General features: G+C 72.3%; 11 protein-coding genes. 5 read left to right on the top strand and 6 right to left on the bottom strand.

The features are described from left to right. The first annotated feature begins 285 nt into the window (after window positions 1-285). Window positions 286-3,984, top strand: coding sequence for an AfsR/SARP family transcriptional regulator (locus SSP29_RS59580; RefSeq protein WP_438363788.1), 3,699 nt, complete (start codon window positions 286-288; stop codon window positions 3,982-3,984). 27 nt (window positions 3,985-4,011) lie between these two features. On the opposite strand, the gene SSP29_RS08495 is transcribed toward SSP29_RS59580, so the two are convergent. Together SSP29_RS08495 and SSP29_RS08490 are read right to left on the bottom strand one after the other, a co-directional pair. Further along, entirely contained in the window at window positions 4,012-5,700 is a 1,689-nt protein-coding gene (locus tag SSP29_RS08495; RefSeq protein WP_089099941.1) for a bifunctional 3'-5' exonuclease/DNA polymerase, read from the bottom strand. 67 nt (window positions 5,701-5,767) lie between these two features. Continuing rightward, window positions 5,768-6,553, bottom strand: coding sequence for a Clp protease N-terminal domain-containing protein (locus tag SSP29_RS08490; protein WP_089099940.1), 786 nt, complete (start codon window positions 6,551-6,553; stop codon window positions 5,768-5,770). Window positions 6,554-6,686: 133 nt separating this feature from the next. On the opposite strand from SSP29_RS08490, the gene SSP29_RS08485 reads away from it, so the two are divergent. Then, window positions 6,687-7,823, top strand: coding sequence for a DUF2786 domain-containing protein (locus SSP29_RS08485; protein ID WP_089099939.1), 1,137 nt, complete (start codon window positions 6,687-6,689; stop codon window positions 7,821-7,823). 267 nt (window positions 7,824-8,090) lie between these two features. Here the strand turns inward: SSP29_RS08485 and SSP29_RS08480 are convergent, their stop codons facing one another. From SSP29_RS08480 to rpsN, 3 genes are all read right to left on the bottom strand, one after another. Continuing rightward, entirely contained in the window at window positions 8,091-8,615 is a 525-nt protein-coding gene (locus SSP29_RS08480; protein ID WP_089100706.1) for a DUF4232 domain-containing protein, read from the bottom strand. A 154-nt stretch (window positions 8,616-8,769) separates the two neighbouring features. Continuing rightward, on the bottom strand, window positions 8,770-9,246 hold the full coding sequence (locus SSP29_RS08475; RefSeq protein ID WP_089100705.1) for a hypothetical protein: 477 nt from the start codon (window positions 9,244-9,246) through the stop codon (window positions 8,770-8,772). A 168-nt stretch (window positions 9,247-9,414) separates the two neighbouring features. After that, complete coding sequence (rpsN, locus tag SSP29_RS08470) at window positions 9,415-9,720, bottom strand: 30S ribosomal protein S14 (RefSeq protein WP_089099938.1); 306 nt, start codon at window positions 9,718-9,720, stop codon at window positions 9,415-9,417. Window positions 9,721-9,879: 159 nt separating this feature from the next. On the opposite strand from rpsN, the gene rpsR reads away from it, so the two are divergent. Together rpsR and SSP29_RS08460 are read left to right on the top strand one after the other, a co-directional pair. Continuing rightward, window positions 9,880-10,116 (top strand): 30S ribosomal protein S18, encoded by a 237-nt coding sequence (gene rpsR / locus SSP29_RS08465; protein ID WP_089100704.1) that lies wholly within the window; start codon window positions 9,880-9,882, stop codon window positions 10,114-10,116. A 487-nt stretch (window positions 10,117-10,603) separates the two neighbouring features. Further along, on the top strand, window positions 10,604-10,822 hold the full coding sequence (locus SSP29_RS08460; protein ID WP_089100703.1) for a DUF397 domain-containing protein: 219 nt from the start codon (window positions 10,604-10,606) through the stop codon (window positions 10,820-10,822). A gap of 90 nt (window positions 10,823-10,912) precedes the next feature. On the opposite strand, the gene SSP29_RS08455 is transcribed toward SSP29_RS08460, so the two are convergent. Then, window positions 10,913-11,392 carry an ATP-binding protein gene (locus tag SSP29_RS08455; protein WP_089099937.1) on the bottom strand — a complete coding sequence of 160 codons (480 nt, stop codon included), beginning with the start codon at window positions 11,390-11,392 and terminating at the stop codon, window positions 10,913-10,915. A 342-nt stretch (window positions 11,393-11,734) separates the two neighbouring features. Between SSP29_RS08455 and SSP29_RS08445 the strand changes: the two genes are divergently transcribed. Further along, the gene (locus tag SSP29_RS08445) at window positions 11,735-12,571 is read left to right on the top strand and encodes a Sco1979 family transcriptional regulator (protein ID WP_491590781.1); all 837 of its coding nucleotides are present in this window, start codon (window positions 11,735-11,737) and stop codon (window positions 12,569-12,571) included. Window positions 12,572-12,631: the final 60 nt, after the last annotated feature.

Genomic DNA, 12,631 nt, shown 5'->3' with positions numbered 1-12,631 from the left:
GGATCCAGGCCTGCGGCGACACTCCCCCGAGTTACGCGATCTACGCGTGCACCGTCCGACCCGATCCGATGCGAAGATCACATCAGGGCTCGCCAACGGATCGCTAACATGTGGCCAGCGGTTCTCCCGGAGGTCGCGAACCCGTTGGCGTGAAGTCGTCGTACGGCTCCGGGGACAGCCCGGAATCCCAGCGGATTCCGGCTCCGGCCGGCACAGAGAAGGTGGCGGGAAACCATCCCATGCGGGATGGAATTCCGCCAGCGCGGGAAGGCGATGGGCGGAGTGATGCGGCGGTACGAGCTGCGGTTCGGACTGCTGGGACCTCCGGTTCTCTACGACGCATCCGACGTACGCCCCATCGGCAGCCCCAAGGTGCGCGCGCTGCTCGCCGCGCTGCTCCTGGAGGCCGGGCGGGTCGTCTCCGTCGAGTCGCTCAGGGAGGCCCTGTGGGGCGGGGCGCCTCCGGTGTCGGCGCGCGCCTCGCTGCACAACCACGTCACCCGGCTGCGCCGGCTCCTCGACGACCCGGAGCGGCTGCGGGCCGTACCGCCCGGGTACCTGCTGCGTGTCGACGACGGTGAACTGGACGTCGACGTGTTCGACGCCCGAGTGGCCCAGGCGCGCGTGGCGCACGGGCGGCGGGAGTGGGTGCCGGTGCTGCGCGCCTGCGCCGACGCCCTCGCGCTCTGGCGCGGCAGCCCGCTCGGCGGCCTCCCCGCCGACTTCGGCGGCCGCGCGTTCGTACAGCGCCTGGAGGAGGCCCGGCTGCTTCTGCTGGAGTGGCGCTACGACGCGGAGCTCGCCCTCGGCGGGTCCCGACTGGGCGGCGTCGTACCGGAGTTGGCGGCGCTCGTCGCGGAGTTCCCGCTCCGTGAGGCCTATCACCGCCAGCTGATGCTCGCCCTCCACCACACCGGCCGACAGGCCGAGGCCCTCGCCGTCCACCGCGACCTGCGCAACCGCCTGAGAGACGACCTGGGCATCGAGCCCGGCCCGGCGGTCCGCCGGGCCCATGTGCAGGTGCTGCGGGGCAGCGGGACGACGGAGGAGGCGCTGCCGCACGAGGGCGGGCCCGGCGGGGGCGCGGGGTACGAGGGCGGGTCCGGCGGAGGTGCGCTGTACGAGGGCGGCTCGGACGAAGGCATGCCGTACAGGGGTGCGTCGGACGAGGACGCCTCGGGTGGCGGGGTGCGGGACGGGAGTGGGGCGGATGCGGATGCGGATGACGGCGCGGGTGCAGGTGCGTCGTGGCCGGTCGCGCAGTTCCCCGCGCCCCTGAGGGGCGCGTCGACGGGCCGTCGGCCGAAAACCGAGGGCGTCGACGAACGAGACGCACGAGACGCACGAGATGAACGAGATGAACGAGATGAACGAACGGGGCCTGCCGCAGCCCTGGCCGTATCCGTCGCGCCTGGTTCTACGCGCGACGACCCGCCGGCCCCCCGCCCCGCCCAACTCCCGCCACCCCCTGCCCACTTCACCGGCCGCACCACGGTCATCGAAGAACTGAGCCACACCCTCGCCCCACCACCCTCCGCCTACTTCACCGCCCACCCCGAACCCACGCCAACACCCCTGCCCCCGGCAACTACCCCCCACCCCGAACCCACGCCAACACCCCGTCCCCCCGCCTCCGCCGAGCCCCGTCCCCCCGCAGCCGCCGACGGCGCTTCCGCCCCACAGAGGCCACCCGCACCCGCCTCCGCCGAACTCCGTCCCCCTGCCTCCGCAGAGCCCCGTCCCCCTACTTCCACCGAACCCCGTCCCCCCGCAGCCGCCGACGGCGCTTCCGCCCCACAGGGGCCACCCGCACCCGACCACGAAACTGTCACGGGTGGTGCGGGTGGGACCACAAAGGCCGAAGGCGCAGCCGAGGCCACGGTCACCCCCACCCCCACCCTCACCGTGATCACCGGCATGGCCGGCGTCGGCAAGAGCGCCCTCGCGCTGCACGTCGCGCACCAACTGCGGGATCGTTTCCCCGACGGCCAGCTCTACGTCAACCTGCACGGCGCCACCCCCGGCAGGCCCCCGCTCGCCCCCGGCCAGGCGCTCGCCGCGCTGCTCAGGGACCTCGGCGCCGACCCCCGCCACATCCCCGAACACCCCGACGCGGCCACCGCGTTGCTGCGCTCCCTGCTCGCGCCCACCCGCACCCTGTTGCTGCTGGACGACGCCGCGAACGCCGCCCAGGTGCGGCCGTTGCTCCCCGGCGGCCCCGGCTGCGCCGTGATCGTCACCAGCCGCTCACCGCTCACCGCCCTCGACGGCGCCCGCCGCTTCCCGCTCGGGCCGCTGACCGGCGAGGACAGCGCGGCGTTGCTGCGCGCGGTCAGCGGGCGTGCGGAGATCGGCGCCGGCCACCCGCTGGTCGGCCTCACCGGCCGGCTCCCGCTCGCCCTGCGCGTCGTGGCCGCCCGGCTGGCCGCCCGCCGCGCCCTCACCCCCGAGGTGCTGGCCGGTCAACTGGCCGCCACCGAGAGCAGGTTGCACCACCTCGAATACGACGACCTGAGCGTCCGGCGCTCCCTCGCCGTCGCCCATGACGCCCTCGCCGCCTCCGACCGGGCCCCCGATCGCGACGCCGCCCTCGTCCTGCGCCACCTCGGCGCCCTCGACCTGCCCACCTACGGCGCCCCCCTGATCGCCCGGCTCACCGGCACCGACGAGCGCCGCGCCGAGGCCGCCCTGGACCGGCTGGTCGACGTGGCCCTCCTGGAGGAGACCGCGTACGGTCGCTACACCCCGCACGACCTGGTCCGGGACTTCGCCCGCGAGCTGGCGGAAGAGACCGACGGCCCCGACGGCCCCGACGGCACTGAGGCCGCTCTCACCGCCCTCCGCTGGTTCGCCGCCGTCGCCGAAGGCGCCCTCGTCGCGATCCTCGAACCCGGATTCGACCAGGGCGACCGCCGCCGGCCGACCTCCGCCCAGCCCCCCGAACACCAGCCGTACGCCGCCGCCCTGCCGCCCTTCGAGTGCGCCGAGCACGCCTTCGCCTGGGGCGACATGGAGCTGGAGAACATCGTCGCCCTGGTGGAGCGGTACGCCGGCACCACCGACGCACGGATCAGCGCCTACCTCTCCACGCTCGTCCGCCTCCTCTACCCCTACGCCCTGCGCAGCGGCCGGGTCGCCGAGATGGAGGTGCTCGGCACCGCAGCCCTGGCCGCCGCCCGGCGCCTCGGTGACGAGCCCGCCGAGGCCTACGCCCTGGGCGACCTCGCCGGCCTGCGCTTCCTCACCGGCCGGCAGCGGGAGGCCCTCGCCCTGACCGACGGGGCGCTGGCCCTGTGGCGGCGGCTGGGCGCGGCGTCCTGGATCCGGCGCGCCCTGAACAACCGGGGGCTGCTGCTTGAGGGGCTCGGCCGGTACGACGAGTCCGGCGAGGCGCTGCGGCAGAGCCTGGACTACTCCCGGCAGCTGAACGACCCCTACGGCGAGGCCGTCACCCACAGCCATCTCGGCAACCTCTACGAGCACACCGACCCGCGCGCCGCCATCGAGCAGCACCGGCGCTCACTGGCGATCGGGGACGCGATCGGCGCCGTCATCCTGCAGCACTCGGCGCACTGCAACATCGGCTACGCCCATCTCAGCCTCGGTGAACCGGCGGCCGCCACCGCGCACTTCGAGGAGAGCCTGCGCATCCTCGGCGGCCACGGCGACTGGCACGGCGAGTCCCAGACCCGGCTCGGCCTGGTCCGCGCGCTGCGCGCCCTCGGCCGCACCGACCGTGCCCACCACGAGTGCGCCGAGCTCCTGCGCCGCGCCGACGCCCGCGCCGACCGCTACATCGGCGGTCTCGCCCGCCACCAACTCGGCCTGCTGCTGCGCGAGCAGGGGCGCACGGGCGAGGCGTACGGCGTCTGGCGCGAGGCCCTCACCGCCCTGGACGGCACGGACGAACCGGACGTCCTCGCCGAGCTGCGCGCCCTGCTGGCACCCGGTGACCCATCCGACCCATCCGGCCGATCCGACTGATCACTCCGATCCGGCCGATCCGACTGATCATTTCGCGTCGGCATAGCACTCCACCACCGCCGTCGTGAACGGGAAACGTACCGGCGTCTGCCCGAACGTCAGCCGCCCCGCCAGCTCGGCCGCCTCCCGTATCGCCGCCACGACGGCCTCGGTCTCCTTCTCGGGACAGTGCACGATCACCTCGTCGTGCTGGAAGAAGACCAGCTCGGCCGCCATCTCCGCGCAGGTCCGGCGCAGCGCCGCGAGCATCAGCAGGGCCCAGTCGGCGGCGCTGCCCTGGACCACGAAGTTGCGCGCGAAGCGGCCCCGGGCCCGGGAGTTGGTGGAGGCGTACCCCGGCACCCAGCCCTCGGCCGTCTGCTCCTCCGGCTCCTCCTGGGGCATCCCCGCCTCCTCCGTGCCGTCGCCCGCACCGGTCGCCGGCGGACAGGTCCGGCCCAGCCAGGTGCGCACCAGCCGGCCCTCCTCGCCGGCCCGCGCCGCCTCGTCGACGTACGACACCGCCTTGGGGAACCGGCGGCGGAGCGCGGCCAGGTTCTTCAGGCCGTCGCCCGAGGTCTGCCCGTAGACCGCGCCGAGGACAGCGATCTTGGCCTGCTGGCGGTCGCCGGAGAAGGCATGGTCGGAGACGGACTGGTAGAGGTCGGTCTCCCGCCCGGCGACCTCCATCAGCCCGGGGTCGCGGGAGATCGCCGCCAGCACGCGCGGCTCCATCTGGTCGGCGTCGGCCACGACCAGCCGCCAGCCGGGGGCGGCGACCGCGGCCCGCCGGATGACCTTGGGGATCTGCAGCGCGCCCCCGCCGTTGGTCACCCAGCGCCCGGTGACCGTACCGCCCGCGTGGAACTCGGGCCGGAACCGGCCGTCGCGCACCCAGTCCTGGAGCCAGGTCCAGCCGTGCGCCACCCAGATCCGGTACAGCTTCTTGTACTCCAGGAGCGGTTCCACCGCCGGATGGTCGACGGTCGACAGCTCCCAGCGGCGGGTGGACCTGACCTTGATCCCGGCCTGGGCGAAGGCCTTGATCACATCGGCCGGGAGATCCGGCCGCACCCGCCTGCCGAACGCCGCCGACACCTCGTCGGCCAGCTCGGCCAGCCGGCGCGGCTCGCCGCCGCCCGCGTACCGCTCGCCGAGCAGTTCGCGCAGCACCTCGCGGTGGACCTCGGCGCTCCAGGGCACGCCCGCGCGGTTCATCTCGGCGGCGATCAGCATGCCCGCCGACTCGGCGGCGGTCAGCAGCCGCATCCGCTCCGGGTGTTCGGCCCGGTCGTGCCGGCGCTGCTGCTCGGCGTAGACCGCGAGGAGCTCGTCGAGCGTCAGGCGGGCGGTGCCCTGCGGCTCGAACAGCGGTGACTGCGCGCCCGGTTCGGCCGCCCGCTGCGGCGGATCGGGCGGTACGGGACCGCCGCGGAGGCGGGCCAGGGCGGCGGCGGCCGAGTGCGGCTCGCCGGACCGTCCCTCGTGGCCCAGCAGAAGTGTCTCGGCGTCCTCGATGTCGTAGCACCGCTCCACTCGCACCCCCGTGGCGAGCAGACGCGGGTAGACCTCGGCGGTCGACCGCCACACCCAGCGTGTGACCTCCGGGCGGCCCCTGACCGCCCCGGCGAGATCGGGCTCCCGCCGCACCGGCCCTGCGGGCAGCCCGTCCGGACCGAGGGGGGCGACATCCACGCCACCGTCCTCGGCCGGAGCGAGAGCCCACCGGTCGGTCATGCTGCGAGTGTGGCACCCACCACTGACAATCGCTCTGACCTGCGAGTTCAGCGCTCCGAGGGGTCTCTCAGCCCACCTTGCCCCCCTCCTTCGGCTCGTCCGCCGCCGTGCCCGCCGCCTCCGCCGCGGCCTTCTTCTGTTCCAGCAGCAGTCCCAGCACCTTGGCGATGTACTCCTCGGTCGCGGGCTTGGTGATGCCCAGTCCGCTGAGGACGCCCTCGCCGTTCTCGTGTTCCAGGAGGGCCAGCAGCAGGTGTTCGGTGCCGACGTAGTTGTGGCCGAGGCGGAGGGCCTCGCGGAAGGTGAGTTCGAGGGCCTTCTTGGCCTCCGGGCCGTAGGGGACGAGGTCGGGGACGTCGTCCGAGGCCGGCGGGAGCGCGGCGGTGGCCGCCTGGCGCACTGTGTCCAGCAGGACGCCCTGCGCGAGGATCGCCTTCGCCGCGATGCCGTCCGGTTCGGCCAGCAGACCGAGGACCAGGTGCTCGGGGCGGCCCTCGGGGTTGCGTGCCGCGACCGCCTCGTTGTGCGCCGCCATCACCACGTTCCTCGCGCGCGGGGTGTAGCGGTCGAAGCCCTGGCTGGGGTCGAGTGCGGTGGACTCCTTCGGCACGAAGCGCTTCTGCGCCGCCTGCCGGGTCACGCCCATGCTCTTGCCGATGTCGGTCCAGGACGCGCCCGAGCGCCGGGCCTGGTCGACGAAGTGGCCGATCAGGTGGTCGGCCACGTCGCCCAGGTGGTCGGCGGCGATCACCGCGTCCTGGAGCTGGTCGAGGGGTTCGGGATGCACCTTCTTGATCGCCGCGATGAGGTCGTCGAGGCGCACGGATGCCGTGATGTTCGGGTCGGTAGCCATATGTCAACCGTAGGTTGACACCCTGCCACTGTCAACCGTCGGTTGACACTCGGGCGGCCGCTGTCACGGATGGTTATCCACAGGGTGTGGACGGCCGCCGACCGCTGTCGGCGCCGCATGGCACGATCGACACGTGACCAGCAGCCAGCCCAGCACCGTCGACCGAGCCTTCCAGAGCGCCCTGTACGATGACACCGACTCCGGCCTCGACACGGGCGCGTCCCTCCTCGCGGCCGACTCCGGCGCGGACGCGGAACTCGTGCGCCGGGGCCGGGAGTTCGTCGCGGCGGCCTGGCGGCGCGGCTGGCAACCCGCCGACGTCGTACGACTGGTGCGGCGCGAGCTGGACGACCCGCACGTCCGGCTCGCCGCCGGGCTGATCCGGGCGCAGATACCGGACGACCGGCCGCGGGGCCCCCGCTGGCAGGCGCAGCTCGACGCGCTGCCGCAGGAGGACGGCCACGCACGCGTGGGCGACCGCTTCTCGCACGCCACCGCCGTCCTGGAGCTGTACCGCCTGCTGCTGCGACTGCCCGCCCTGGAGCCCCTGGACGAGCCAGGACCCCGCGCGACCGCGCACCGTCCGCAGTCCCGCATGCTCACCCGGATCCGCGCGCTGCTCGCCAAGGCCGAGGCGACCGGGTACCCGGAGGAGGCGGAGGCGCTCAGCGCCAAGGCCCAGGAACTGATGGCCCGGCACAGCGTCGACGAGGCGCTGCTCGCCGCGGGGGCGCCCGCACCGGACGCGCCGGGCGCCTGCCGGATCGGGGTCGAGCCGCCGTACGAGCAGGCCAAGGCGGTGCTGCTGGACGCGGTCGCCACGGCCAACCACTGCCGCGCGGTGTGGAACGAGCCGCTGGCCTTCTCCACGGTGGTCGGTTTCGAGGCGGATCTGGAGGCGGTCGAGCTGCTCCACACCTCGCTGCTGGTGCAGGCGACACACGCGATGGCCAAGGCGGAGGCCGCGCAGCGGGCGGGCGGCCGCAAGCGTACGAAGACCTTCCGCCAGTCCTTCCTGGCGGCGTACGCCCACCGGGTCGGCGACCGCCTCAGAGCAGCGGCGCGGTCGGCCGTGGCCGAGACCGAGACACCCCAGGCCCTGCTCCCGGTCCTGGCCACGAGAGAGCTGGCCGTGACCGACCGCATGCAGCAGATGTTCCCGGACACCACCACGACCCGCCTGCGCGGAGTGACCGACGAGGCAGGCTGGACAGAGGGCACAAGAGCAGCAGACCAGGCCCAGGTCCACGCACACACCCAACTACCCTGACCCCCAACGCGCCCCCCCCACAAGGGGCGCGAAGCGCCCCGCAAGGGGCGCGGGGAACTGCGCGAGAACCCCCTCCGGCGGTCAGCCGAAACCGAACCGCACCACCCCCCGTCAGGGGCGCGGGGAACTGCGCGAGAACCCCCTCCGGCGGTCAGCCGAAACCGAACCGCACCACCCCCCGTCAGGGGCGCGGGGAACTGCGCGACAAACCCCCACCGGCGGTCAGCCGAAACCCAACCGCACCTCCCCCGAATCGGCCCCCCCGAATCAGTCCCCCGCCTGCTGAAACGCCCCCACCGCAGCGTTCGGCTTCTCCGCAGCCCCCTTGCCCGCCACCACCCCGTACTTCCACGGGAAGCTCTGCGTCGTGTCACTCCCCGGCAGCGACACCGTCATCGACGTGGCCGCGAGGCTCGCCCCGTCGCCGTCCTTGCCGCGCACATAGCTGATCGAGAACGTCGCCGAGTCCCCCTTGGCGAGCTTGAGCTTGTCGGCCCTCGCGCCGGCCTGCGTGGCGACCGCCGCCGACGTGCCGCCCGCCTTCAGCGTGACGCCGGCGAAGCCGTCCAGCGTGCACGGCGCGCTCTGGTTGGTGATGCTCACCGGCACCTCGCCGGTGTCCCCCGCGGCCGGCGCGACGCTCGCGGAGCCGACCTGGATGGAGACCTTGCCGATCTCGCAGGCCGAGCTGTTCTTGCCGCTGGAGCCCGAGCCGCCGTTGTTGCAGGCGGTCAGGGCGAGGGCGGCGGCGACAGCGGTGACGGTGGTGACGGTGAGCGGAATGGCGCGCATGAGCAGTTCCCCATCGAGGTCGTGACGGTGTCCCAGCATCATCACGCCCCGGCCCGGTCCCCGCGCGCCCGCCCCCGCCCTCGACCGCTTCAGGTGTGTTTCCGCCGACCCGCGCGGGCCGGCGAAAACACACCTGAAGCGGTCCTATGCGGCCCTACTGACCAAGGCTCGCCGTCGGGAGCCCCGACGGCAGCTTGCCGCCCTCGGCCTTGGTGTAGGTCTCCTCGCCGGATTTTCCGGACCAGGTGACCTTCATGCCGCTCTTGCTGACGGAGTCGACCATTCCGGTGACCCGGTCCTTGCTGCCGTTCGTGCAGGTGAGATGGATCATCCGCATCCCGGCCTCCTCACCGGCGGTCCCGCTGCACACGGCCCCACCGGTCTCGAAGAGCCCGGCCTCCTTGCCGGTGACCACCAGCGCGACGATCTTCCCGCCGCTCGTGGTGATCCAGCTGCCCTGCAACGCGTCGGAGGAGGCCGTGGAGCTGTCCGAACCGGACGTGGCGGTGGCGGCTGCGGACGACGTGCCCGACGGGGTGGCCGAGGAGCCGCTGCCGGAGCCGCCGCCGCTGCTGCACGCGGTCAGCGCGAGCGCGCCGGCCAGTCCCGCGGCGGCGGCCGCGATCCGCAGAGCCGGCCGCGTGGTCGCCGCAGTCGTCCCCGCCGAAGCGGTCTCCGCCGACGCCGTTTCCGTGTGCGTCGTAGCCGTGCTCGCCGTAGCCGTGGTCACCGCAACGCTCCCAAGCTCTAGGGGGTCGGCCGCCCGGCCGCCCGAACGACAGCGGCAAGCTACCAGGACTCACCAGGAGGACTTGCGTACGCCAGGTAGGTATCCGCTGTGGGCCTGGTCCCGCAGATTCACCCGGGACAGGCCGAACGCACGGAAGTAACCGCGCGGGCGGCCGTCCACCTGGTCGCGGTTGCGTACGCGCGTGGCGCTCGCGTCGCGCGGCTGCCCACGCAGCTCACGCGCGGCGGCGAGACGCTCCGCGTCGGTCGAGGAGGGCCGCCGGAGGATCTCCTTCAGTTCGGCCCTGCGCACGGCGTACCGCGCGACGACCTCCTGCCGCCGTTCGTTCTTCGCGATCTTGCTCTTCTTCGCCATGTCGGTGCCCCGCCCCCGTCAGACCTTCACGCCCCGTGCGCGGTCCCAGGCCGGGTCCGGGAGGGAGGCCAGCCACGGCCCCGCGCTCTCCACGCACAGGGCACCGCCCGCCGCGTCCCAGTGCAGCAGCGCGTCGGGCCGGTCGGCGGTCTGACCCCGATGCCCCGCAGGACCGACCGCAAGCCGGTGAAGAGCCGGCCGAACCTGCTGGACCAGGCGGAGGTGACGTACATCGACTACAAGGACACCGACCTGCTGCGGAAGTTCCTCTCCGACCGCGGCAGGATCCGCAGCCGGCGCGTCACCCGCGTCTCCGCCCGGCAGCAACGACTGCTGGCCAGGGCGATCAAGAACGCCCGCGAGATGGCACTGCTGCCCTACGGGACCGCCCGGTAGAGCGCTCGCGCGGCCCTCGTCGATGTGCGGGTCAAGGTACGGTTTCCCGCCGGTACGCGGAGCGGACGCCGGCCGTCCAGTGGTCCGATCCCGATCCGGTCAATCTCGCTCACCGGACCATCACATGGACGCCGGAACACGAGGGCCGGTGTACGCGTCCTTTCCTAGTGCATGGAGGATTCGATCCGGACGTCCTGCGCAGGTGACAGTGCGCGGGATCATGGACGGGGGCCGGCGGTCGCATGTCCTGCGGAGGCCGGGGCAGACGCTGGAACGGGTTGAGTAAAGCGGACGTCAAAGCTGTAACCGCAGGAACACCCCCCGTGCACGTGCATCTGCTCATGCATCTGCACGTGAACAAGGTTATGATCCGGGTCAGTTGACCGCTGCATCAATGGTCACATCAGCCAGTTAGTGCACCACCGGGGAGCGACCTGTGAACCTCGACGTTGACGGCGTGTACGGGGGGTTTGACGTGTACAACGGCATGGCTGCCACGCAGCTGGACGGAGTGGCCTGGCAGAAGAGCAGGCACAGCAACTCGCAGGGTTCCTGCGTGGAGTTCGCCCGGCTGCCGGGAGGCGACGTGGCGGTCCGCAACTCGCGCTTCCCGGACGGGCCGGCACTCGTCTACACGCGCGCCGAGATCGAGGCGATGCTCCTCGGCGTGAAGGACGGCGAGTTCGACCACCTGATCACGAGCTGACGCCGGCCACATCTGGGTCAACTCGGTGCGTTCGGCGTATAACGCACGGTAACGCGCGTAGAAACCCGGCGTCCGAAGACGCCGGGTTCGTCATTCGACGGGCTGCAGCCGGAACAGCGCCCACACGACCTTGCCGCTGAGGGTGCCCGCCAGCGGGTGCCAGCCCCAGCTGTCGCTGAACGAGTCGACCAGGAACAGCCCGCGGCCCGACTCCGCCGAGAAGTCCTCGGAGTCGCGGGGCACGGGCGTCTCGTGGCTCGGGTCGCGTACCGCGCACACCAGCCGTCCGGTCCACCGCATCAGGTGCAGCCGCACCGCCGGCGCCTGCGCCGCGGCGAGGCACTCGGTCTCGCCGGACACCGCGTGCCGCAGGGCGTTGGTGACCAACTCGGAGACGACGAGACAGACGTCGTCGAAGCGGTCGCCGACGTCCCACTGGCCGAGCGTTCTCCGGGTGAACTGACGGGCTTCGCGCACCGCTTCGTAGCGGGCGGGCAGGGCGCAGGAGGCGGCGTTGGACACGGCCGCGGGATCAAGCGGCGGAAGGCCCTGCCGTAATGGCTTGAGCATGGTCGATCCATTCGTCCCCATGCGAGGCACTCCCGGGAATTCGCGGTCGTTGCGATGCAGCGGTGGCGCGGGACCATGGTTTCGGATGCGCACAGCAGATGCAAGGGCAGATGCACGTGCACGCGACCGAATTGGACCCTCCCGTACCGCTTGTTGGCCATTTTTTCCGCCAACTTGCTGCCCTTGGCTCACTACCTGCTTGCAACTTCCTGTGCTTAAACTTTGGCCGCTTTCCGTTTCCGTAACCGGACGAGTACTGCTCGAAGTGTTTTAGTGGCAGACTGCGGGCCCTGAAGACGGTTGGGGAGGCTGGCGAACGTGAGCGCGGGAGAGCCCGGATCGGTGGTGCGGCGAATGCTGCTCGGCTCGCAACTCAGGCGGCTGCGGGAGGCCCGGGGGATCACCCGCGAGGCCGCGGGGTACTCGATCCGTGCCTCCGAATCGAAGATCAGCCGCATGGAGCTGGGCCGGGTGAGTTTCAAGACGAGAGACGTGGAAGACCTGCTGACGCTGTACGGCATCACCGACGAGGCCGAACGCCAGCAGCTCCTCTCCCTCGCCCGCGAGGCCAACGTGGCCGGCTGGTGGCACAGTTACTCCGACGTCCTGCCGACCTGGTTCCCCACCTATGTCGGCCTGGAGGGCGCGGCACATCTGATCCGCGCCTACGAGGTGCAGTTCGTCCACGGCCTCCTCCAGACCGAGGACTACGCGCGCGCGGTGGTGCGGCGCGGTATGAAGGGGGCCAGCGAGGCCGACGTCGAACGCCGGGTCACGCTGCGCATGGAGCGGCAGAAGTACCTGGTGGCCGAAAACGCCCCCGACTTCCACATCGTCCTCGACGAGGCCGCCCTGCGCCGCCCCTACGGCGACCGCGAGGTGATGCGCGGTCAGCTCCAGCACCTCGTCGAGATCTCCGAGCGCTCCAACGTACGGCTGCAGATCATGCCGTTCAGCTTCGGCGGGCACTCCGGGGAGGGCGGCTCGTTCACCGTGCTGAGCTTCCCCGAGTCGGACCTCTCCGACGTGGTCTACCTGGAGCAGCTCACCAGCGCCCTCTACCTCGACAAGCGCGAGGACGTCGCCCAGTACGAGCAGGCGCTGAAGGAACTCCAGCAGGACAGCCCGGGACCGGACGAGAGCCGGGACCTGCTGCGCGGACTGCTGCAGCTGTCGTAGATATATCGATGCACCAGGGGATTTCCCTAGATCATCGAACTGACGCCCCAACTCCTGTGT

Origin of the sequence: Streptomyces hyaluromycini (assembly GCF_002217755.1) — a bacterium.
GTDB lineage: Bacteria > Actinomycetota > Actinomycetes > Streptomycetales > Streptomycetaceae > Streptomyces > Streptomyces hyaluromycini.
Note: the sequence above shows the minus strand (reverse complement) of the source record. Positions and strands in the feature narration are given on the sequence as shown.